Origin of the sequence: Streptomyces sp. NPDC005805 (genome assembly GCF_040630445.1) — a bacterium.
GTDB lineage: Bacteria > Actinomycetota > Actinomycetes > Streptomycetales > Streptomycetaceae > Streptomyces.
In genome coordinates, this window is sequence record NZ_JBEXXN010000001.1 from 166,023 (window position 1) to 187,109 (window position 21,087).

The window sequence follows — 21,087 nt, forward strand, 5'->3', positions numbered from 1 at the left end:
CGGCCGGACCGGAGGACCCGTGGAAACCTACTCCACCAGGGCGGCGAGTTCCTTCTCCCGCTCGGCGACCTGGGCGAGCAGCTGCTCGGCGATCTCCTCAAGGAGGGTGTCCGGGTCGTCCGGGGCCATCCGGAGCATCGCCCCGATCGCGCTCTCCTCCAGCTCCTTGGCCACCGCGGTGAGGAGTTCCTTGCGCTGCGCCAGCCACTCCAGCCGGGCGTACAGCTCCTCGCTCTCGCTCAGGCGCGCCTCGGGGGGCGGCGGGCCGGCCCCCCACTCCTCGGCCAGCTCGCGCAGCCGCGCCTCGTCGCCGAGGGCGTAGGCCGCGTTCACCCGGGTGATGAACTCCTCACGGCGCGTCCGCTCGCCCTCCTCCTGGGCGAGGTCCGGGTGGGCCTTGCGCGCCAGCTCGCGGTAGAGCCTGCGCGCCTCCTCGCCGGGGCGGACCCGCTTGGGGGCGCGGACCGGCTGGTCGGTGAGCATCGCGGCGGCCTCGGGCGAGAGCCCGTCGCTGTCCATCCAGTCGTGGAAGAGCTCGTCGACCCCGGGCATCGGCTGGACCAGGGCACGCGCTTCCCGGGCCCGGCGCAGATCCTCCGGGTCCCCGCTGCGCGCGGCCCGCGCCTCGGCGATCCGGGCGTCGAGCTCGTCCAGCCGCGTGTACATCGGCCCCAGCTTCTGGTGGTGCAGCCGGGAGAAGTTCTCCACCTCGACGCGGAAGGTCTCCAGCGCGATCTCGAACTCGATCAGGGCCTGCTCGGCCGCGCGCACGGCCTTGGCCAGCCGCTCCTCGGGCCGCGGCGGGGCCTCCCGCCGCGCTGCCTGCTCTTCGTTCCGGGTGGTGGAGCCCCCGGCTGCATCCTGGGTCACCCGACCAGCCTACGGGCGCGACCGGCCCCCGGGTCACACCCCCAGCTCAGCGGCTATCCGCCCGCTCTTGATCGCCGTCAGGAGGTCCGCGTGGTCCGCCTCGGTCCGGTCCGCGTAGGTGACGGCGAACGCGGCCACGGCCTCGTCGAGTTCATCGCTCTTGCCGCAGTAGCCGGCCAGCATCCGGGGATCGGCGCTGTGGGCGTGCGCCCGGGCCAGCAGGGCGCCGGTCATCCGGCCGTAGTCGTCGAACTGGTCCGGGGCGAGGGCCGCGGGATCCACGCTGCCCTTCCGGTTCCGGAACTGCCGGACCTGGTACGGCCTGCCGTCCACCGTGGTCCAGCCCAGCAGGGAGTCGCTGACCACCTGCATGCTCTTCTGCCCGAGGACCACGCGCCGGCCCTCGTGCCCGGCGGGCGTGACGGTGAAGCCGGCGGCGCGCAGATGCGGTTCCAGCGCCGAGGGCCGCGCCTCCTTCACCTGGAGGACCAGCGGGTCCCCCCGGTGGTCGAGGAGCAGCACCACATAGGAGCGGGTGCCGACGCTGCCGGTGCCGACCACCCGGAAGGCGACGTCGTGGATCGCGTACCGGGCGAGCAGGGGGTGCCGGTCGGGCGGGAGGGTGTCCAGATAGGGGCCGAGGGAGGCCGCCACGGCCGCGGCCTCGCCGTCGCCCACGCGCCGCAGCACGGGCGGCGCGTCCACGAAGCGGCAGACCTGGCCGCCGTGCTCGTCGGTGACGGACTCGGTCGACTTGGCGGCGAAGCGGGCACTGGTGTTGTTCCGGGCCTTGGCCTCGACCCGTTCGAGGGTGCCGACCAGGTCCCGGGCGTCCGTGTGGGAGACCAACTCCTCGTCGGCTATGGCGTTCCACGCGTCATGGGCGGGGAGTCCGGCCAGCAGGCGCATGGTGCGCCGGTAGGCGCCGACGGTGTCGAACGCGGCGGTCCGGCACACGTCCTCGTCGGCTCCGGCGACCCGGCCGGCGAGGACCAGGGAGGTCGCGAGCCGCTTCAGGTCCCATTCCCAGGGGCCGACCACGGTCTCGTCGAAGTCGTTGAGGTCGATGACGAGCTGGCCGCGGGCGTCTCCGTACAGGCCGAAGTTGGCCGCGTGCGCGTCACCGCAGAGCTGGGCGCTGATACCGGTGACGGGGGTGCCCACCAGGTCGTGCGCCATCAGCCCGGCCGCGCCGCGCAGGAAGGCGAACGGCGAGGCGGCCATCCGGCCGACCCGGATCGGGGTCAGCTCGGGAACCCGGCCGACGCTCGACTCCTCGACCGCCCGCACCGCGTCCGGGCGGTCGGTGGTGAGCACCAGGGAGTCGTGGCCGGAGCGGGGCACCCTGCCCCGCAGCGCCTTCCCCTGCGCCTTCGGTGAGGCGGCGGGCTCCGCGGCCGCGCCGCGCATCGCCGGGCGTCCGGCGAAGCCGGGCACCTCGGGAATCCTGCTGTCTCCCGCTCCCCCGGATGCCGGCCGCTGTGCCGGCACCACCGTCTCGGTCGCGCTCATGGCGCTGCCTCCCCCGCCCTTGAACAGTTCAGTGGTTCACGTGGACGCCACCGTCCACGTGCACCGACCGTACCGCCGCGTCATGACCGCCGTCTGCCCCTGTGGAAAACCCTCCGGTCCCCCGCACACCCTCCCCGCGCACCCCGCCCGTCTACCGCCAGGCCGGCACGCACGACGTCCGCCCCGTGCCGCCCGGCGTCCGCCGCGCGTCGCCGCCGACGCCTCAGCAGGACTCCCGCTGCTCCGGCGGAAGATGGGCCTCCGCCCAGCGGGAGAGCTCCCTGAGGGCCGGCTCCATGGCCGCGCCCGCCTCGGTCAGCCGGTAGGCCACCCGCAGCGGCGGTCCTTCGTCGACCTCCCGCACCAGCAGCCCCGCGGCGCCGAGTTCGGTGAGGCGGTCGGAGAGCATGCGTTCGCTGATCCCGGGGATCGCGCGCCGCAGCTCGGTGAAGTGGACCGGCCGCTGCATCAGCACCGCCATGATCAGCCCGGTCCAGCGCTTCCCGAGCAGCCCGAAGACACGCGTCATGGATGCGTCGACCTGCTTGCAGGCCTCCTGGCCGTGCGTCCTCCTGTCCGCCATGACCCCAGGCTACTGCCCCGCGCAACATCGACTTATGAAAAATAAGCTGCTGTGTTATTCATAGGTACATACAGAAGTTCGGCCCAGCGATCCGCGCGGGCCCGCCCTCGCTCCGGAGTCCCCATGACCACGCTGCTGCACCTCGATTCCGCCCTCTTCCCCGAGGGGTCCGCCTCGCGGGAGATCACCGCCGCCTTCGTCGAGGCCTGGCGGAAGGCGAACCCCGACGGCGATGTCGTCTACCGGGACCTCGCCGCCGACCCCCTGCCCCACCTGGACTCCACGGCCGCCGCGGCGGGCGCGGACGACGCCCTGCGCCGCGAACTCGCGGCGGAGCTGGCGGCCGCGGACGCGGTCCTGATCGGCGCCCCGATGTACAACTTCACGATCGCGTCGACGCTCAAGGCATGGCTGGACCAGGTGATCGTGGTGGGCCTCAACGCCGGCCGGCCCGACGGCCCGGTCGCCGGCACCCCGGTGACGGTCGTCGCGAGCCGCGGCGGCTCCTACGCCCCCGGGACCCCGCGCCAGGACTTCGAGTTCGTCCAGAACTACCTGGAGAAGGTCCTGAACGGGATGCTCGGCGCCGAGGTCGACTTCATCGTGCCCGAGCTGACACTGGCCCACAGCAGGCCCGAGATGGCCGAGCTGGTCCCGCTCGCCGAGGCGTCCCGCGCCAGGGCGCTGGACGAGGCGGTCGAGAAGGCGACCGCCCTGGGCGCCCGCCTGGCCGCCGTCTGACCCACCGTCCCACCCAGGCCAAGCCCACCCAGCCGGTCCGGTCACGCCGGCCGGCCCGGACAGCCCGGCCACGCCGATCAGTCCGGCCACGGCCTCCGCGCCACCACCCGCACCCGCGGCACGGGATCCTCCGTCCGCGGGTGTTCCACGTGAAACATCCCACTCCGGGAGAAACACGGCGAGGCCCCGCCCGGTCGCCCTCGGAACCCGCCGGCACATACGAGAAACGGGCCCCCACCAGGACTTTCGTCCGGTGGAGACCCGTCTCCATGGTGCGCGAGGGGGGAGTTGAACCCCCACGCCCTTTCGGGCACTGGAACCTGAATCCAGCGCGTCTGCCTATTCCGCCACCCGCGCATTGGGTGTTGTCGTGGGTTCCTCACCTGCTTGGTGCGGCCCCCGGCGACATGCAGAAGATTAGCACGCTGCGGAGGGTGGATTCACATCCGTTTGTTTGGCCCTCCCCACGAGCGAACAGGCAAGGACGGGGAAGGAAAGAGCACGGCCCCACCGCGCCGCCGGGGAGGGGACCCACCGGGGCGCGAGCAGGCGCTGCCACCGGGCAACCCGGCCCGGCGGGCACACGGCGCGAATCCCGACAGGCCCGGAGGGAACGCACAGCGGTCTTCCCCCACTCCTCCTGTACGCGCCCGGGGTGCGGGACACTGTGGAGAGGCCGCCTCTACGATCCGTGTGAGAGGTGACACTCATCGACGGGGCAGACAAGGGGAACCAGCCGATTTCCCGACGCGTGGATACGATCAGTAAGCAGTACCAGGGCGACAACGACGGAGGAGGTGCCCCATGGGAGTCCTGAAGCGTTTCGAACAGCGTCTCGAAGGCTTGGTCAACGGCACCTTCGCCAAGGTGTTCAAGTCCGAGGTCCAGCCCGTGGAGATCGCGGGCGCGCTCCAGCGCGAGTGCGACAACAACGCGACGATCTGGAACCGTGACCGGACGGTCGTCCCCAACGACTTCATCGTGGAGCTCAGCGCCCCGGACTTCGAGCGCCTGAGCCCCTACTCGGGCCAGCTCGGCGACGAGCTCGCCGGCCTCGTCCGGGACTACGCCAAGCAGCAGCGCTACACCTTCATGGGCCCGATCAAGGTCCACCTGGAGAAGGCCGACGACCTGGACACCGGGCTCTACCGGGTGCGCAGCCGCACACTCGCGTCGAGCACTTCCCAGGCCCCGGCCGGCGGCCAGGGCGGCGGCGCCCGGGGCGGCTACGGCTACCCCCCGGTGGGCGCGCCCCCCATGCCGGCCGCCCCGCCGCCCGGCGGGCACCCCGGCCCCTCCGCGGGCCAGCGCGCCCCGGGCCCCGGCGGCCCGGCGGGCGCGCCCGTACGACGCTGGATCGAGATCAACGGCACACGCCATCAGATCTCCCGCCCGACGCTGGTGCTGGGTCGCAGCACCGACGCCGACGTGCGGATCGACGACCCCGGCGTATCGCGCCGGCACTGTGAGATCCGGACCGGAACGCCCTCGACGATCCAGGATCTCGGGTCTACCAACGGCATCGTGGTAGACGGGCAGCACACCACCCGCGCTACGCTCCGCGACGGCTCGCGGATCGTCGTGGGCAGCACCACCATCGTTTACCGGCAAGCCGAAGGGTGAAGCGGGGGCAATGTCAGAGCTGACCCTGACGGTCATGCGGCTGGGTTTCCTGGCTGTTCTGTGGCTGTTCGTCATCGTGGCCGTCCAGGTCATCCGCAGCGACCTGTTCGGAACACGCGTCACACAGCGCGGTTCCTCGCGGCGCGGGGCGGAGACGCGTCCGCAGCAGGCGCGCCAGGCCGCCGCCGCGCCGCCGCCGCAGCGCCAGCAGCAGGGGGGCGGGCGCCAGCGCCGAGGCGCGCCGACCAAGCTGGTCGTGTCCGAGGGCACGCTCAGCGGCACCACGGTCGCGCTCCAGGGGCAGACGATCACCCTGGGCCGGGCCCATGATTCGACGATCGTGCTGGACGACGACTACGCGTCCAGCCGGCATGCCAGGATCTACCCCGATCGAGACGGCCAGTGGATCGTCGAGGATCTCGGGTCCACCAACGGCACCTATCTCGACCGGACCCGGCTCACCACCCCGACCCCGATTCCGCTGGGCGCGCCGATCCGCATCGGCAAGACCGTCATCGAGCTGCGGAAGTAGTACGACAATGAGCGAGCGGAGCGAGCGAGCCGCAACGGTCGTCACCGGCGACCGCCACGGGCTCCCGACCGGAGGGTGGGCAGTGTGGCTCGAGACCGGCTGTACCCCGAGTCGGCGTCAACAGGGCAGGTGCGCATGAGTCTTTCCCTGCGTTTCGCCGCCGGATCGCACAAGGGCATGATCCGCGAGGGGAACGAGGACTCCGGTTACGCCGGCCCCCGGCTGCTGGCGATCGCCGACGGCATGGGCGGACAGGCGGCCGGCGAGGTCGCGTCCTCCGAGGTCATCTCGACCCTCGTCACGCTCGACGACGACGTTCCCGGCTCCGACATCCTCACCTCGCTCGGCACCGCGGTGCAGCGGGCCAACGAGCAGCTCCGGATGATGGTCGAGGAGGACCCCCAGCTCGAAGGGATGGGGACCACCCTCACCGCCCTGCTGTGGACCGGTCAGCGCCTCGGCCTGGTGCACGTCGGCGACTCCCGCGCGTACCTGCTGCGCGACGGCGTGCTGACCCAGATCACGCAGGACCACACCTGGGTGCAGCGCCTCGTCGACGAAGGGCGCATCACCGAGGAGGAGGCGACCACCCACCCCCAGCGCTCGCTGCTGATGCGGGCCCTGGGCAGCGGCGACCATGTCGAGCCCGACCTCTCCATCCGCGAGGTCCGGGCCGGCGACCGCTATCTGATCTGCTCCGACGGCCTCTCCGGCGTGGTGTCCCACCAGACGATGGAGGACACCCTCGCCAGCTACCAGGGCCCCCAAGAGACCGTTCAGGACCTGATCCAGCTCGCGCTGCGCGGCGGCGGTCCCGACAACATCACCTGCATCGTCGCCGACGTCCTCGACACGGACTCGGGCGACACCCTGGCGGGCCGGCTCAGCGACACCCCGGTCGTCGTCGGCGCGGTCGCCGAGAACCAGCACCAGCTCAACGACGGCGGCGCCATGCAGACCCCGGCCGGCCGGGCGGCCGGCCTCGGGCGCGGCGCGTCCTCCTCCGGCGGCGGGAACTTCGGCCCGCCCGGATCGGGCGCCGGATACGGCGGCATGCCCCCCGAGGACTCCTTCGACGCCTACACCGACGACGACTTCGCCAAGCAGCGCGGCGGCCGCAAGTGGCTGAAGCGCTCGTTCCTGCTCGTCCTCGCGCTCGCGGTGGTGGGCGGCGGACTGTACGGCGGGTACCGCTGGACGCAGACCCAGTACTACGTGGGCTCCAACGAGGAGCACATCGCCCTGTACCGCGGCATCAGCCAGGACCTCGCCTGGGTCTCGCTCTCGGAGGTGGAGAAGGACCACCCCGAGATCGAACTCAAGTACCTACCGCCCTACCAGCGCAAGCAGGTCGAGGCGACGATCACCGAGGACAGCCTCCCCAAGGCCCGGGCGAAGATCGAGGAGCTCTCGCGCCAGGCGACGGCCTGCAAGAAGGACGAGGAGCGCCGCGAGGCGGCGGACCGCGCCAGCGCCAAGCCGCCCGCCGGGGACACGGCGGAGGACACCGCCGGGACGCCCACGACCCAGGACGACAAGACCAAGCCGAACGCAGCCTCTCCCTCTCCGGGTCCCACCCTCTCGGAGGAGGAGCAGAAGCTGGCCTCCAACTGCGGCAAGCAGTAGCGGGCCGTAGGGGGCCTTCTCCACCATGAGCGTTGTCACCAACACGACCACGATCGGCGCGATCGACGCACCGAGCCGGCGGAACACCGAGCTGATGCTGCTCGCCTTCGCCGTCGCGATCCCGGTGTTCGCGTACATCAACGTGGGCCTCGCGCTCGACGGCACACTGCCGGCGGGTGTCATCGGCTACGGCCTCGGCCTCGGCCTGATGGCGGCCGTGGCCCACATCGTGGTGCGCCGGTTCGCCAAGTACGCCGACCCGCTGCTGCTGCCGCTGGCGACGCTGCTGAACGGGCTCGGCCTGGTGCTGATCTGGCGGCTGGACCAGTCCCCGCGCCTGCTGGCCCGGGGCGAGGCGGTCCAGGCGACCAACCAGCTCATGTACTCGGCGCTCGGCATCGCCCTCTTCGTGGGCGTACTGCTGGTCCTGAAGGACCACCGCGTCCTCCAGCGGTTCACCTACATCTCGATGGCCGTCGCCATCGTCCTGCTGCTGCTCCCGCTGGTGCCGGGCCTCGGCGCGAACGTCTTCGGCGCCAAGATCTGGATCCGCGTCGGCGGCTTTTCCATCCAGCCCGGTGAGTTCGCGAAGATCGTGATCGCGGTCTTCTTCTCCGGTTATCTGATGGTCAAACGGGACGCCCTGGCCCTGGCCAGCCGGCGCTTCATGGGCCTCTACCTGCCGCGCGGCCGCGACCTCGGGCCGATCCTGACGATCTGGGCGATGAGCCTGCTCATCCTCGTCTTCGAGAACGACCTCGGCACCTCGCTGCTGTTCTTCGGCATGTTCGTGATCATGCTGTACGTGGCCACCGAGCGGACCAGCTGGATCGTGATCGGTCTGCTGATGTCCGCGGGCGGCGCCGTGGTGGTGGCCTCCTTCGCCAGTCATGTGCAGTCCCGTGTGGCCGCGTGGCTCGACCCGTTCGGCTGCCGGGAGACCGCCGAGGCGGGCACCAACATGCTGAACGCCTGCGACCAGATGACCCAGGTCCTGATGTCCTTCGGCGCCGGCGGCACCCTCGGTACCGGCCTCGGGCAGGGCAACTCGGACCTCATCGGCTTCGCCACCAACTCCGACTTCATCTTCGCCACCGTCGGCGAGGAGCTCGGGCTGGCCGGTGTGATGGCCTTCCTGCTGCTCTACGGGCTGATCATCGAACGGGGTGTGCGCACCGCGCTGGCCGCCCGCGACCCCTTCGGCAAGCTCTTCGCGATCGGCCTGTCCGGCGCCTTCGCGCTCCAGGTGTTCGTCGTCGCCGGCGGTGTGATGGGCCTCATCCCGCTGACCGGTATGACGATGCCGTTCCTCGCGGCAGGTGGTTCGTCCGTCATCGCCAACTGGGCCCTGATCGGGATCCTGATCCGGATCAGCGACACCGCGCGCCGCCCCGCGCCCGCGCCTGCCCCGTCCCCCGACGCCGAGATGACCCAGGTGGTCCGACCGTGAACAAGCCCCTGCGCCGAGTCGCGATCTTCTGCGGGATCCTCGTCCTCGCCCTCCTGATCCGGGACAACTGGCTCCAGTACGTCCGCGCGGACGAGCTGAACTCCCACAAGCTCAACAAGCGCGTGGAGATCGAGCGGTACGCCCACGAGCGCGGCAACATCATCGTCGACGGCGCGCCGATCACCGGCTCGGAAGAGACGGACGACGAGTACTACAAGTACAAGCGGACCTACACCGACGGGCCCCTGTGGGCCCCGGTGACCGGGTACGCCTCCCAGGTCTTCGGCGCCAACCAGATCGAGAAGCTCGAGGACGGCATCCTCAGCGGCAACTCGGACCAGCTCTTCTTCGACCGCACGATGGCGATGTTCACCGGCGACAAGAAGAAGGGCGGCAACGTCGTCACCACGCTCAAGGGCGCGGCGCAGAAGGCCGCGTTCAAGGGCCTGGGCGACAAGAAGGGCGCCGTCGCGGCGATCGACCCGCGCACCGGCAAGATCCTCGCCCTCGCGTCCACGCCCTCGTACGACCCCTCCGCCTTCGCGGGCCGGCTGAAGGACGACGAGAAGGCCTGGGTCGCGAACAACAAGGACAGCGACAAGCCGATGCTCAACCGGGCCCTGCGCGAGACCTACCCGCCGGGCTCCACGTTCAAGGTGCTCACCGCCGCCGCCGCGCTGGAGAACGGCAAGGTGACCGACATCGACGCGGCCACCGACACCCCCGAGCCCTACATCCTCCCCGGCACCCGCACCCCGATGGTCAACCACGCCCAGGGCTGCGAGAACGCCTCCCTGAACAGGGCGATGGAGGTGTCCTGCAACTCCGTCTTCGCCAAGCTCGGTGACGATGTGACGCGGGACAAGATGGTCGAGATGGCGGAGAAGTTCGGCTTCAACAACGCGGAGATCGACACCCCGGTCCGCGCCGCCTCCTCCGTCTACGACAAGAACATGAGCCGGGACGGCAACGCGCAGTCCTCCATCGGCCAGTTCAACACCGCGGCCACCCCGCTCCAGATGGCCATGGTCACCGCGGCGATCGCCAACGACGGCAAGCTCATGAAGCCGTACATGATCGACAAGCTGGAGTCCCCCGACCTGGAGGTCATCCAGCAGAACGAGCCGGAGGAGATGAGCCGGCCGATCTCCGGGGAGAACGCCCAGCTTCTCCAGCAGATGATGGAGAACGTCGTCGAGCGCGGCACCGGCAGCAACGCCGCGATCCCCGGCGTGAAGGTCGGCGGCAAGACCGGTACCGCCCAGCACGGCGAGAACAACAGCAAGAACCCGTACGCCTGGTTCATCTCCTACGCCAAGGACGACAACGGCTCCCCGGTCGCCGTCGCCGTGGTCGTGGAGGACAGCAACGCCCGCCGTGACGACATCTCCGGTGGCGGTCTCGCGGCCCCCATCGCGAAGGCTGTGATGAAGGCCGTACTGGACGAGAAGTGACGAGGATCACCCCCGACCCGCATACCTGCACATTGCGATACCGGTCGGGTATCAGCTGACGGCCTCGGGCGGATCAAGTGGTATGTGCCCGGTAGCGTATGCGCGAACAGCACACCGGCGGACCACACACGGGTGCGGTCGGGACTGACGGAGAGGGCTGGAAGGTTATGGAAGAGCCGCGTCGCCTCGGCGGCCGGTACGAACTGGGCTCGGTGCTCGGCCGCGGTGGAATGGCCGAGGTCTACCTCGCCCACGACACCCGGCTCGGCCGCACCGTCGCCGTGAAGACGCTGCGGGCCGACCTCGCCCGCGACCCGTCCTTCCAGGCCCGGTTCCGCCGGGAGGCCCAGTCCGCCGCCTCGCTCAACCACCCGGCGATCGTCGCGGTCTACGACACCGGCGAGGACTACGTCGACGGGGTCTCGATCCCCTACATCGTCATGGAGTACGTCGACGGGTCGACCCTCCGTGAGCTGCTGCACTCGGGGCGCAAGCTGCTGCCCGAGCGCACGCTGGAGATGACCATCGGCATCCTCCAGGCCCTGGAGTACTCCCACCGCAACGGCATCGTCCACCGTGACATCAAGCCGGCGAACGTCATGCTGACGCGCACCGGCCAGGTCAAGGTCATGGACTTCGGCATCGCGCGCGCCATGGGCGACTCCGGGATGACGATGACCCAGACCGCGGCCGTCATCGGCACCGCCCAGTACCTCTCCCCGGAGCAGGCCAAGGGCGAGCAGGTGGACGCCCGTTCCGACCTGTACTCGACCGGCTGCCTCCTCTACGAACTCCTCACGGTGCGGCCGCCGTTCGTCGGCGACTCCCCCGTGGCCGTGGCCTACCAGCATGTGCGCGAGGAGCCCCAGCCGCCCAGCGCCTTCGACCCCGAGATCACGCCCGAGATGGACGCGATCGTGCTGAAGGCCCTGGTCAAGGACCCGGACTACCGCTATCAGTCCGCCGACGAGATGCGCGCCGACATCGAGGCGTGCCTCGACGGCCAGCCCGTCGCCGCGACCGCCGCCATGGGCGCGGTCGGCTACGGCTACCCGCCGGAGGACCAGCCCACGGCCGCGCTCCGCCAGGCGGACCCGGCCGGGCAGACCTCCATGCTGCCGCCGGTCAACCCGGACGACGGCGGTTACGGCGGTTACGACGACCGCCCGGACCGCCGGCGCCAGAAGAAGTCCAACACCTCGACGATCCTGCTCGTGGTCGCCGGTGTCCTGGTGCTGATCGGCGCGGTGCTGATCGGCAAGTCGGTCTTCGGCGGGGACGGCGGGGGCGAACAGGTCCCGGTGCCCCAGCTGGTGGGCAAGACCCTGGAGGAGGCCCGCAGTTCCGCGGTCAACGCCAAGGTCGAGATCGAGGAGAACGGCACGGCCCGCTGCGACCAGCCCAAGGGAAGCATCTGCAGCCAGTCGCCGCAGCCGCCCGGCAAGATGGCGGAGGGCGGCCTCGTCACGGTCGTCGTCTCCGAGGGCGCCCCGAAGGTCAAGGTCCCGGACGTGGTCGACCAGGACCGCGACCGCGCGACCGAGATCCTGGAGAAGGACAAGTTCAAGGTCGACGTCGAGGAGGTCGAGTCCTCCGAGGCCGAGCCCGGCACCGTCCTGAAGCAGAACCCGGGGGCCGGCAGTGAGGCCGAGACCGGCGCGACCGTCACGCTGACCGTCGCCAAGGAGGCCAAGGAGGACCTGCCGAACGTGGTGGGCCGCTCCTTCGACCAGGCGCAGGGCCAGCTCCAGGCGCTGGGCTTCGAGGTGGTCCGCTCGGACGTCGACTCCGACCAGCCGAAGGACCAGGTCACCGCCCAGGACCCGGCGGCGGGCAAGGTCGCCAAGGGCTCGAAGGTGACCCTCCAGGTCTCCAAGGGGCCGCAGCAGACGCAGGTCGCGGTGCCCGCCGAGATCGTGGGCAAGCGGCTCGGCGAGGCCAAGCAGATCCTCGCGCAGGCCGGCTTCGCCCAGGTGTCCGTCGCCCCGGGCTCCCCGCAGGACGACAACGCCATCGTGATCGCCTCCAACCCGGGCCCGGGCACCCAGGTCGACCCGGCGACGACCCCGATCGTCCTCCAGACCTTCGGGGGCGGGGGCGGGGGCGACAACGGCGGGAACGGCAACGGCGGCAACGGCGGCAACGACGGCGGTGGCTTCATCGGCGGCAACGACGGGGACTGACCCCCGGCCGTCGACACGGAGCCCCCGGCACCCTCTGAGGGTGCCGGGGGCTCCGTCGTGCTTCGGGGACTCCGTGGTGCCCGGGGCTCTTCACCGTGCGGCCCGGGGTCTTCGGAGCTAGCGCAGTTCCGCCGGCGGGGTGCGGTCGGCGTCGACCTTCTCGGTGCGCTCCAGCTCGCCCCAGACGATGTAGCGGAAGTCCGAGGTGAAGATCGGGGTGCAGGTGGTGAGCGTGATGTAGCGGCCCGGCTTCTTCTTCCCGGACTCCTCGGGCACCGGCTGCAGCACGTCCACGTTGTACTTCGACGTCTTCGGCAGGGTCTTGTAGACCTTGTAGACGTACCAGGTGTCCCGGGTCTCGAAGACGATCGGGTCGCCGTCCTTGATCTTGTGGATGTTGTGGAACTTGGCGCCGTGGCCGTCCCGGTGCGCGGCGAGGGTGAAGTTGCCCTTGTCGTCCCAGGGCAGGGCCGACTTGACCGGCTCGGTGTAGTAGCCCGCGATGCCGCGGTTGAGGGCCTTGCTGTCGGTGCCCTTCTTGACCAGCACCTCGTCGTCGCCCATGGCCGGGACGTGCAGGAAGCCGATGCCGTCCTTGGTGTTCAGGTCGCCCGGGCCCCGGTCGGCCGCCCAGCCGTCGCGCATCCGGTCGCCCTGCGCGGACGCCTCGCGGTCGGCGAGCACATTGGTCCACCACAGCGAGTAGACGACGAAGAGCCCGAGCACCACACCCGCGGTGATCAGCAACTCCCCGAAGACGCTTATCGCACCGGCGATCCGGCCTCGTGCACGTCCCACTGCACCTGTTCCCTGTCTTGAGGTCTCTCGGCCTTGAAGTCTCTCGGCCCGTCCGGACGGCACGGCCTCAGCCGACGAGCGCGTCCGGTTTGCCCTGGCTGCGCGGCCGTTCGTCGACCATCTTGCCCCACACGATCATCCGGAAGGTACTGGTGAATTCGGGTGTGCAGGTGGTGAGCGTGATGTACCTGCCGGGCTCGGTGAAGCCGGATCCCTTCGGGATCGGGTCGATCACCGCCACGTTCGACGGCGAGGTCTGCGGCAGGATGCTGGTCATCTCGTAGGTGTAGTACGTGTCCCGCGTCTCGACGACGATCGGGTCGCCGGGCTTGAGGCGGTTGATGTAGCGGAACGGTTCGCCGTGGGTGTTGCGGTGGCCGGCGACCGCGAAGTTCCCCTGCTCGTCCTCGGGCATGGCGGTCTTGAGCTTGCCGTCGGCGTAGTGGCCGACCAGCCCCCGGTCCAGCACCTTGTTCTTGTCGATGCCCTCGGCGATGGGCGCCACGACGTCCAGCTTGGGGATGTACATGATGGCGAAGCCCTGGCCGGGCTCGAAGGCGCCGGGGGTGCGGGACTTGCCTTCGTCCTTGGCCCAGTCGTCCTGGATCTGGTTGGTGGCCCGGTTGGCCTGCTGCCCGGCGAGGACGTTCGTCCACCAGAGCTGGTAGGTGACGAACAGCAGCATCAACACACCCATGGTGATGAAGAGTTCGCCGATCACCCGGCTGGCGATCACCGCGGGGCTGTCCTTGGCGGCCTTGGCCGCGCGCCTGGCCTCCATCCGGGACATCGGCTTCGCCGGGGCCTCCCCGGCCCCGGCCGCCGGTGAGGCGGCGGACGACGGGTCTCCGGCGGGCGCGGAGCGCCGGTGGCCCCGGCCGCCCTTGGCCGCGCGCCGGCGCTCCGCCCGGCCGGGCCCCGGGGGCGTCTCGGCGGCCCGGCGGGTCTCGGAGGTGCGCAGGGCCACGGTCTCGTCGTCCGGCACCGGATCCGGCGCGGCGGGGCCCCTGGGGCCGGAAGGGGCGACGGCCGGGTCGTCCACGACGGGGAGGACGGCCGTCCCCTCCGTGTACGACGTGCCGTAGGAGGTGTCGGGGGTCTCATAGGGGTCGGCCGCGGGATAGCCGCCACCGGCCGCCGGGCCCGCTTCGTACGGGGCGCGGGACGCGGGGCCCGTGCTGTACGGGGTCCGGGGCGGCGGGGCGGCCCCGGGCGCACGCGCGGCGCCCGCCCCGGCCTCCGTGCCGTACCAGTCCTGCCGGTAGCCCTCGCGGTCGTACCAGTCGTGCGGCTCGTCGGTCGCCGGCCGGGCGTACGGGCCCGGCCGCGTGTCCCCGGCGGGGGGTTCGGCGGTGTCGGGGGCAGGGATCCAGGGCGATCCGCCGGCGCCGGGCGGCAGCGGATCCGTCAGGGGGTCGTAGCCGCCCTGTCCGCCGTATCCGTCGGGCCCGTCGTGGCCGTGCCCGGGACGCCCGGCGCTCACGCCAGCGCCTTGCCCACCACTGGCGCGAGCCCGGCCGAACGCCCCACCGCACCGTTGTCCCCGCACTGCTCCAACCAGTTGGCGAGCATCAGGTGCCCGTGCTCGGTGAGCACCGACTCCGGGTGGAACTGCACACCCTCGACGGGCAGATCACGGTGCCGCAGCCCCATGATGATGCCGTCGGCGGTACGGGCGGTGACCTCCAACTCCCCGGGCAGATCGCCCGGTTCGGCCGCCAGCGAGTGGTACCGGGTGGCCGTGAAGGGCGACGGCAGACCGGCGAAGACGCCCTTGCCCCCGTGGGTGACGAGGGAGGTCTTGCCGTGGAGCAGTTCGGGGGCCCGGTCGACCACGCCGCCGTAGGCGACCGCCATGGACTGCATCCCGAGGCAGACGCCGAAGACGGGCACGCCGGTCGCGGCGCAGTGGCGCACCATCTCGATGCAGACGCCGGCCTGTTCGGGGGCTCCGGGGCCGGGGGAGAGCAGCACGCCGTCGAAGCCGTCCTGCGCGTGGGCCGTCGACACCTCGTCGTTCCGCACCACCTCGCACTCGGCGCCGAGCTGGTACAGGTACTGGACGAGGTTGAAGACGAAGCTGTCGTAGTTGTCGACGACCAGGATGCGCGCGCTCATCGGGCCGCCCCCGCTCCGTCGACCGTCACGTCGTTGAACGGGAGCAGCGGCTCCGCCCACGGGAAGACGTACTGGAACAGCACGAAGACGGCCGCCAGGACCAGCACGAGCGAGATCGTCGCCCGCACCCACGCGTTGCCCGGCAGATGCCGCCAGATCCAGCCGTACATGCCGTCCCTTTCCGTTCGGTACGGGACCAGACTAAAGGTCGGCGGGGACGCGTGGGCCTGCTGTGGAAAGCCCGCGACTTGCCGTCCGTCACAGCGCGCCCGCCGCCGTCCGTCACCACGGGTCCGCGACGGCCCCGGCCGGGCGGCGGCCGCTCACTCCTCGACGGGCTCCGCGTGGTGGAGGTCCACCGTGCCCGAGTAGCCGGGCAGGGTCACGTCGTCGGCGTCCTCGACCTGCCAGCCGAGTCCGTACGCCTTCACGTAGAGCTGGTAGTTCTGGACAGCGGGCGACTCGGCGAGGGCCTTCCGCAGCCGGTCCTGGTCGCCCACGGCGGTGATGCGGTACGGCGGGGAGTAGACGCGGCCCTGGAGGATCAGGGTGTTGCCGACGCAGCGCACGGCGCTGGTGGAGATCAGGCGCTGGTCCATCACGCGGATGCCCTCGGCGCCGCCCTGCCAGAGGGCGTTCACCACGGCCTGGAGGTCCTGCTGGTGGATGACGAGGTCGTTGGCCTGCGGCTCCGGGTAGCCCGGTGCGGCGCGGGCGTCCGGCGGGGCGTCGTCGAGGGTGACGCTCAGGGCGTCCCCGGTCAGCGCCCGGGTGCCCGCGGCCGTCTCCAGCTTCCTGAGCTCGGCGTCCTGCGCCTCGGTGGAACCGTCGTCGCGGCGGGCGAGGGCGTCCACGTCCTGGCGGAGGGCGGACGTCGACTCCTCCAGGTCCTTGTTGTCCGTGCTGCGCTGGGTGATGAGATCGCCCAGCTTGAGCATGGACGCGTCGGTGCGCAGGTCCGTACCCTTGGCGGTGTTGAAACTGGTCACGAAGATGACTCCCGCCAGGGCGAAGACGGCAGCCGTGAGCAGCCGGACCGGTCGCCGGTCGAAACGGCGGACCGGGCCTCGGGGGGAGTCGGCGGAATTGCTCAACGTACCCTTATCTCCTTAGGCACCGCGGAAGCACTACGCTAACGGACGCCCGGGGGAGGTCGTGGGCCCCCTCGCACCCACCCGGCGCCAGCCACAGTTACCTGCGCGGTCACGCAGCGCATCGACAGGAGAGTCCCTCGTGCCGAAGTCACGTATCCGCAAGAAGGCCGACTTCACGCCGCCGCCGGCCTCGAAGCAGGCCGCGAACATCAAGCTGACCAGCCGTAACTGGGTGGCCCCGGTGATGCTGGCGCTCTTCCTGATCGGCCTCGTCTGGATCGTCCTGTTCTATGTGACCGAGGGTGAGCTGCCGGTCCAGAGCTTCGGCAACTGGAACATCGTGGCCGGCTTCGGCTTCATCGCGGCGGGCTTCGGCGTCTCGACGCAGTGGAAGTAGCGGCTGCGCGCCCCTTCCGTCAAGCCCTGCCCCAAGGTTGTCCACACGGTTATCCACAACCCGGGGAAAAGGTCTGACGATCTGTGGATAACTCTCGGATCGTTGACGCCGATCTGACTTCTTCACCCATGGCGGTGAAGTTTCGTGCCCCTCGCACCGACCAGGAAATCCCAGGTCAGTGACGAGGGGCACGTGCGTTCCCCACAAGGTGCACAAGATCCGGCACACGCTGTGGACAACTTTGGGGAAAGCTGCCCCTCCGGGCCCCGTCCGGCCCGCTCCCTGTGCCCTCAGGTGAGTGCGAGGGTGCGCAGGACCACCACCAGCAGCGAGAGGGCCAGCACCAGCCCGCAGGTCCCGAACTGCACCAGGCTGCGGCGGCTCCCCTGCGGCGCGTGGACCATCCCGTAGGCGATGAGCGCTCCGGCGACGAGACCGCCGATGTGCGCCTGCCAGGCGATGCCCGGCGCGAGGAAGGTGATCGCCAGGTTGATCGCGAGGAGCACGACGATCGGCCGCAGGTCGTAGCGCATCCGGCGCATCAGGACGATCGTCGCGCCGAAGAGGCCGTAGACCGCGCCCGAGGCGCCGAGGGACCCCTGGTTGGGAGCGGCGAGGAGATAGGTCAGGGCGCTGCCCGCGAGGCCGGAGACCAGATACAGCGCGAGATAGCGGGACCGCCCCAGCGCCTGTTCGAGCTGCCCGCCGAGCCACCACAGCAGCAGCATGTTGAAGAAGACGTGCCAGATCTCCTGGTGCAGGAAGACCGAGGTCAGCAGCCGGTAGTACTCACCCTGCGACGCGATCCCGACGAAGTCCCCGACCGAGCGGTCATAGGCCCCGCCGATCAGCGTCAGGCGCCCCACGAACTCGTCGCCGAGGGAGACCGCCAGCAGGAACACCACCGCGTTGATCCCGATGAGGATCTTGGTCACCAGCCGGGGGTCGGCGGCGACCGTCCCGCCCGCGATCGTCCGCGGCCGGCTCGCGTCCGGCGCGTGGCCGGTGCCGGAACCGGTGCGCACGCACTCGGGGCACTGGAAGCCCACCGAGGCGCTGATCATGCACTCGGTGCAGATGGGCCGCTCGCAGCGGGTGCAGCTGATGCCCGTCTCGCGGTCCGGGTGCCGGTAGCAGCCGGGCAGGCCGTGAGTGGCCCCCGGCTCCTGCGGACTGCCTGGCGCCTGGTCCATGGGTCCCTCGTCCTCCCGGCTCGCGACGTCACCCTGTCCATCCATACGGACGGACAGGGCCGAAAGGTTCCCGGCGGGCTACGCCTCGCGCTTGTCCATGGCCACCTGCGTGCCCCGCTTCTCCACGACGACCGACTCGATGACCACGTCCTGGAGCGGCCGGTCGGTGCGCGGGTTGGTCTTCGTGCCGGCGATCGCGTCCACGACCTTGCGGCCGGCGTCGCTCGCGACCTCGCCGAAGATGGTGTGCTTCCGCGTCAGCCAGGCCGTCGGGGAGACCGTGATGAAGAACTGCGAGCCGTTGGTGCCCGGGCCCGCGTTGGCCATTGCCAGGAGGTAGGGCCGGTCGAAGGCCAGCTCCGGGTGGAACTCGTCGGCGAACTCGTAGCCGGGGCCGCCCGTGCCGTTGCCCAGGGGGTCGCCGCCCTGGATCATGAAGCCGCCGATCACCCGGTGGAAGACGGTGCCGTCGTACAGCCTGTCCTGCGACTTCTTGCCGGTGGCGGGGTTGACCCACTCGCGCTCACCGGTCGCCAGCTCGACGAAGTTCTTCACGGTCTTCGGCGCATGGTTCGGCAGGAGCCGGATGTCGATGTCGCCGTGGTTGGTCTTGAGGGTGGCGTAAAGCTGCTCGGCCACGGTGTGCCTTCCGTAAGTCTTCCTGTGACGTCGCCCGATCCTCGCACGGACGGACGGGCCTCCCGGTGGTGAACGGGGGAAGGCATGCGGAAGCGGCCGGTGGCGCAGTCGGCACCGGCGCGTCGCCGCCCGGAGGCGGTCCCTCTGGCACCGCGTCCACGGACGCGGATGTGCCGCGTCAGACGACGCGAATGTGACCCGGATGCGCGTCCCGCATGCCGAGGAGGCTCACGAGAGGCATGATTTGCAACCGGGTGGAAAGGCGGAACTGTGCCCCCAACTGGGGACAACCCAGGCCCTCAGAACGCCACCGAGGAGGAGGATCCCGTGACCCGCATCGACAGCGTGCGCGCCGCGACCGGTACGGCGAAGGACAGCGTGCTGCACGCCGCGGACGTGGTGGCGCCCTACGCCGGCACAGCCAAGGACCAGGCCGCTCTCTATGCTCGCGAAGCGCGTGTGAAGCTCGCGCCCACGGTCTCGAAGGCAGCCGCTCAGGCTCGCGCACACTACGACGTACGCGTGGCGCCGCATGTGCCGCCCAAGGTCGACCACGCCGCTCACAAGGCCGCGAAGCAGGCCCGCAAGGCCGCGAAGCAGGCGGCCGACTACACCGTTCCCCGGGTCGAGCACGCGGTGGCCCTCGCCCAGCCCGTCGGCGCCGAGGCCGCGGCGCGGTCGTCCGCCGCGCTGGCCGCGCTGCGCGGACAGGTGACGGCGAAGGAGATCCAGAAGCTGGTGCGCAAGCACGAGCGGCGTTCCAGGGTCGCCGGTGTGGCCAAGGGGCTCGCCATCGCCGGAGTCGTGGCCGCCGGTGCCTTCGCGGCGTGGAAGTGGTGGGACAAGCAGGCCAACCCCGACTGGCTGGTGGAGCCTCCCGCGGCCACCGAGGTCGCCGACCGGGGCCGGCTGTCGTCGGTCGACGGCAGTACCAAGGCCGATCTGGACCCCGAGGTCCGGGCGAAGCAGGCGGAGGCGGAAGCGGAGGGCGACGAGGGCCGCTGAGCCTGGGGCCGCCGGCAGGCGGTCCGGGCGGCCGGCGCGGTCGGTCCGCCCGAGGCGGTCGGTCCGTTCGTCGGCACGGGCACCTCTGACGCGGGCGCCGGGAGAAGGAGACGCTCCCGGCGCCTCATGCTGCCACGACATACGCGTCACGGGCGGGCAGGTCGGCGACGTACGCGTCACGGGCGGACGAGGCGGCCGCGCTGCGGGCGGCGGCGGCGCGGGCGGAGCTGTCGGCCGCACGGCGCACGGAGGGACGGCCGCCGGCGACGGCGGACAGGGCACGCACGGGACCGGCGGGCGCGGCGGTCTCGGAGTCCAGTGCGGTCGGGGAGCCGGTCACGGAGCGGGCGGCGGGCACGGACGAGGCGGTCGCCGGGCGTTCGGCGGTACGCCGACCGGTGCGGACGGCGCCCTCGGGGGCCGTGGCGGCGGGACGTGCGAGGCGGGTGGCGGCCCTGGCGGCGGAGGTGGCACGGCGGGCGGGCTTCGGCACGGCCGTGTCACGCACCGGAGCGGAGTCGGCGGTCCGGGCGGCGGTGCCGGGTGAGCCGGCGTCGCCGATGGCGGCGGGCTCGGTCTCCGCGGTGGGCAGATGCCGGGTGGCGGGTGAGGCGCCGTGCGCCTCGGCGCTGATGCGCTGCTTCATCGTCGGCGGCAGGGAGCGGTCCCGTGCCGCTCGCAGCAGCGGGGTCCGCGTTCGCCTGCTCTGCGCCGGGACGGCCGCCGTGCGGACCGCCTCGGTGCGGGGCGCCGCGGGCTCGTCGGGCGTCGCGACGGCCGGCCGGGCCGGGGCGGCGGAGGCGGTGGTGAGCCCCACCGAGGCGAGCAGAGCGAAGAACGCGGTGACGAACGCGGTCCACAGATTCCTGACCTTGAAGGCGGTCATGACCCCTCACTTTCGGGTTGAGCGCTTTACATACCTTTCTCATGATGTGTACGCATCTCGAGGAGTGGGGGACCGACGCCCGTGCCGCGCAGTTCTTCCGATGAACACCACCCGTCCGGCCCACCCGCCGGACTCCCTGGACGGATGCGCACGGGATGCGGGCCCCGCGAGGACGGGGTAGACGTGTCCGCGAGGGGCTTCGGAAGGGCTTCAGCAGGACATCAGGGGGGCGGCGGCAGACGACAGGGACCCCTGAACCGCGGTCTCGCGGTTCAGGGGTCCCGGTGGAAGTGGAGCCTAGGGGAGTCGAACCCCTGACATCTGCCATGCAAAGACAGCGCTCTACCAACTGAGCTAAGGCCCCGGAAGGGTGGTGCACAACG

Annotated in this window: 19 protein-coding genes, 2 tRNA genes and 1 pseudogene; 9 read left to right on the forward strand and 13 right to left on the reverse strand. The window is 71.1% G+C overall.

Annotation, left to right across the window (positions count from 1 at the left end):
• Nucleotides 1-27: 27 nt before the first annotated feature.
• The 3 genes from ABZ457_RS00780 to ABZ457_RS00790 form a co-directional block, all read right to left on the reverse strand.
• Entirely contained in the window at nucleotides 28-870 is an 843-nt protein-coding gene (locus tag ABZ457_RS00780) for a hypothetical protein (RefSeq protein WP_359152378.1), read from the reverse strand.
• A 33-nt stretch (nucleotides 871-903) separates the two neighbouring features.
• Complete coding sequence (locus tag ABZ457_RS00785; protein WP_359152380.1) at nucleotides 904-2,382, reverse strand: DUF2252 domain-containing protein; 1,479 nt, start codon at nucleotides 2,380-2,382, stop codon at nucleotides 904-906.
• A 223-nt stretch (nucleotides 2,383-2,605) separates the two neighbouring features.
• On the reverse strand, nucleotides 2,606-2,965 hold the full coding sequence (locus ABZ457_RS00790; RefSeq protein ID WP_359152382.1) for a helix-turn-helix domain-containing protein: 360 nt from the start codon (nucleotides 2,963-2,965) through the stop codon (nucleotides 2,606-2,608).
• A gap of 123 nt (nucleotides 2,966-3,088) precedes the next feature.
• Here ABZ457_RS00790 and ABZ457_RS00795 point away from each other — a divergent pair, with 123 nt between their 5' ends.
• Nucleotides 3,089-3,706 carry an NAD(P)H-dependent oxidoreductase gene (locus tag ABZ457_RS00795; protein ID WP_359152384.1) on the forward strand — a complete coding sequence of 206 codons (618 nt, stop codon included), beginning with the start codon at nucleotides 3,089-3,091 and terminating at the stop codon, nucleotides 3,704-3,706.
• A gap of 270 nt (nucleotides 3,707-3,976) precedes the next feature.
• Here ABZ457_RS00795 and ABZ457_RS00800 read toward each other — a convergent pair.
• Nucleotides 3,977-4,063, reverse strand: a tRNA-Leu gene (locus ABZ457_RS00800).
• A 447-nt stretch (nucleotides 4,064-4,510) separates the two neighbouring features.
• Between ABZ457_RS00800 and ABZ457_RS00805 the strand changes: the two genes are divergently transcribed.
• The 6 genes from ABZ457_RS00805 to pknB all read left to right on the forward strand — a co-directional run bounded on the left by ABZ457_RS00805 (nucleotide 4,511) and on the right by pknB (nucleotide 12,574).
• Nucleotides 4,511-5,329 (forward strand): DUF3662 and FHA domain-containing protein, encoded by an 819-nt coding sequence (locus ABZ457_RS00805; protein ID WP_359152386.1) that lies wholly within the window; start codon nucleotides 4,511-4,513, stop codon nucleotides 5,327-5,329.
• 10 nt (nucleotides 5,330-5,339) lie between these two features.
• Complete coding sequence (locus tag ABZ457_RS00810) at nucleotides 5,340-5,861, forward strand: FHA domain-containing protein (protein ID WP_359152388.1); 522 nt, start codon at nucleotides 5,340-5,342, stop codon at nucleotides 5,859-5,861.
• A 135-nt stretch (nucleotides 5,862-5,996) separates the two neighbouring features.
• Entirely contained in the window at nucleotides 5,997-7,487 is a 1,491-nt protein-coding gene (locus ABZ457_RS00815) for a Stp1/IreP family PP2C-type Ser/Thr phosphatase (RefSeq protein WP_359152390.1), read from the forward strand.
• A gap of 25 nt (nucleotides 7,488-7,512) precedes the next feature.
• Entirely contained in the window at nucleotides 7,513-8,937 is a 1,425-nt protein-coding gene (locus tag ABZ457_RS00820) for an FtsW/RodA/SpoVE family cell cycle protein (protein WP_018846068.1), read from the forward strand.
• Entirely contained in the window at nucleotides 8,934-10,391 is a 1,458-nt protein-coding gene (locus ABZ457_RS00825; RefSeq protein ID WP_359152393.1) for a penicillin-binding transpeptidase domain-containing protein, read from the forward strand. Before ABZ457_RS00820 ends, ABZ457_RS00825 begins: the two co-directional genes overlap by 4 nt.
• Nucleotides 10,392-10,558: 167 nt before the next feature.
• The gene (gene pknB, locus ABZ457_RS00830) at nucleotides 10,559-12,574 is read left to right on the forward strand and encodes a Stk1 family PASTA domain-containing Ser/Thr kinase (RefSeq protein WP_359152395.1); all 2,016 of its coding nucleotides are present in this window, start codon (nucleotides 10,559-10,561) and stop codon (nucleotides 12,572-12,574) included.
• A gap of 117 nt (nucleotides 12,575-12,691) precedes the next feature.
• Here the strand turns inward: pknB and ABZ457_RS00835 are convergent, their stop codons facing one another.
• From ABZ457_RS00835 to ABZ457_RS00855, 5 genes are all read right to left on the reverse strand, one after another.
• Nucleotides 12,692-13,372, reverse strand: coding sequence for a class E sortase (locus ABZ457_RS00835; protein ID WP_359152397.1), 681 nt, complete (start codon nucleotides 13,370-13,372; stop codon nucleotides 12,692-12,694).
• A gap of 67 nt (nucleotides 13,373-13,439) precedes the next feature.
• Entirely contained in the window at nucleotides 13,440-14,855 is a 1,416-nt protein-coding gene (locus ABZ457_RS00840; protein ID WP_359152399.1) for a class E sortase, read from the reverse strand.
• A complete protein-coding gene (locus ABZ457_RS00845) occupies nucleotides 14,852-15,490 on the reverse strand; it encodes an aminodeoxychorismate/anthranilate synthase component II (RefSeq protein WP_359152401.1) in 639 nt (212 codons plus the stop codon). Before ABZ457_RS00845 ends, ABZ457_RS00840 begins: the two co-directional genes overlap by 4 nt.
• Nucleotides 15,487-15,660: a hypothetical protein gene (locus tag ABZ457_RS00850; RefSeq protein WP_018846074.1), complete on the reverse strand. Its 174-nt coding sequence runs from the start codon at nucleotides 15,658-15,660 to the stop codon at nucleotides 15,487-15,489. Before ABZ457_RS00850 ends, ABZ457_RS00845 begins: the two co-directional genes overlap by 4 nt.
• Nucleotides 15,661-15,813: 153 nt before the next feature.
• Entirely contained in the window at nucleotides 15,814-16,584 is a 771-nt protein-coding gene (locus tag ABZ457_RS00855) for a DUF881 domain-containing protein (protein WP_359152403.1), read from the reverse strand.
• Nucleotides 16,585-16,723: 139 nt separating this feature from the next.
• On the opposite strand from ABZ457_RS00855, the gene crgA reads away from it, so the two are divergent.
• Complete coding sequence (gene crgA / locus ABZ457_RS00860; RefSeq protein WP_359152405.1) at nucleotides 16,724-16,981, forward strand: cell division protein CrgA; 258 nt, start codon at nucleotides 16,724-16,726, stop codon at nucleotides 16,979-16,981.
• Between the two features lie 290 nt (nucleotides 16,982-17,271).
• Here the strand turns inward: crgA and ABZ457_RS00865 are convergent, their stop codons facing one another.
• Both ABZ457_RS00865 and ABZ457_RS00870 read right to left on the reverse strand, forming a co-directional pair.
• On the reverse strand, nucleotides 17,272-18,174 hold the full coding sequence (locus tag ABZ457_RS00865) for a rhomboid family intramembrane serine protease (protein WP_359152407.1): 903 nt from the start codon (nucleotides 18,172-18,174) through the stop codon (nucleotides 17,272-17,274).
• Between the two features lie 78 nt (nucleotides 18,175-18,252).
• On the reverse strand, nucleotides 18,253-18,813 hold the full coding sequence (locus ABZ457_RS00870; protein ID WP_359152409.1) for a peptidylprolyl isomerase: 561 nt from the start codon (nucleotides 18,811-18,813) through the stop codon (nucleotides 18,253-18,255).
• A 327-nt stretch (nucleotides 18,814-19,140) separates the two neighbouring features.
• On the opposite strand from ABZ457_RS00870, the gene ABZ457_RS00875 reads away from it, so the two are divergent.
• The gene (locus ABZ457_RS00875) at nucleotides 19,141-19,818 is read left to right on the forward strand and encodes a DUF5324 family protein (protein WP_359152411.1); all 678 of its coding nucleotides are present in this window, start codon (nucleotides 19,141-19,143) and stop codon (nucleotides 19,816-19,818) included.
• A 553-nt stretch (nucleotides 19,819-20,371) separates the two neighbouring features.
• Here the strand turns inward: ABZ457_RS00875 and ABZ457_RS00880 are convergent.
• Both ABZ457_RS00880 and ABZ457_RS00885 read right to left on the reverse strand, forming a co-directional pair.
• Nucleotides 20,372-20,704: pseudogene (locus tag ABZ457_RS00880) on the reverse strand (DUF6344 domain-containing protein); the annotation flags it as partial.
• Between the two features lie 291 nt (nucleotides 20,705-20,995).
• Nucleotides 20,996-21,068 (reverse strand) — tRNA-Ala (locus ABZ457_RS00885).
• Nucleotides 21,069-21,087: the final 19 nt, after the last annotated feature.

Coding starts and splice junctions, on each gene's coding strand:
- ABZ457_RS00785 (WP_359152380.1), bottom strand. CDS start 2,382: ATGAGCGCGACCGAGACGGTGGTGCCGGCACAGCGGCCGGCATCCGGG.
- ABZ457_RS00790 (WP_359152382.1), bottom strand. CDS start 2,965: ATGGCGGACAGGAGGACGCACGGCCAGGAGGCCTGCAAGCAGGTCGAC.
- ABZ457_RS00795 (WP_359152384.1), top strand. CDS start 3,089: ATGACCACGCTGCTGCACCTCGATTCCGCCCTCTTCCCCGAGGGGTCC.
- ABZ457_RS00805 (WP_359152386.1), top strand. CDS start 4,511: ATGGGAGTCCTGAAGCGTTTCGAACAGCGTCTCGAAGGCTTGGTCAAC.
- ABZ457_RS00810 (WP_359152388.1), top strand. CDS start 5,340: ATGTCAGAGCTGACCCTGACGGTCATGCGGCTGGGTTTCCTGGCTGTT.
- ABZ457_RS00815 (WP_359152390.1), top strand. CDS start 5,997: ATGAGTCTTTCCCTGCGTTTCGCCGCCGGATCGCACAAGGGCATGATC.
- ABZ457_RS00820 (WP_018846068.1), top strand. CDS start 7,513: ATGAGCGTTGTCACCAACACGACCACGATCGGCGCGATCGACGCACCG.
- pknB (WP_359152395.1), top strand. CDS start 10,559: ATGGAAGAGCCGCGTCGCCTCGGCGGCCGGTACGAACTGGGCTCGGTG.
- ABZ457_RS00845 (WP_359152401.1), bottom strand. CDS start 15,490: ATGAGCGCGCGCATCCTGGTCGTCGACAACTACGACAGCTTCGTCTTC.
- ABZ457_RS00850 (WP_018846074.1), bottom strand. CDS start 15,660: ATGTACGGCTGGATCTGGCGGCATCTGCCGGGCAACGCGTGGGTGCGG.
- ABZ457_RS00865 (WP_359152407.1), bottom strand. CDS start 18,174: ATGGACCAGGCGCCAGGCAGTCCGCAGGAGCCGGGGGCCACTCACGGC.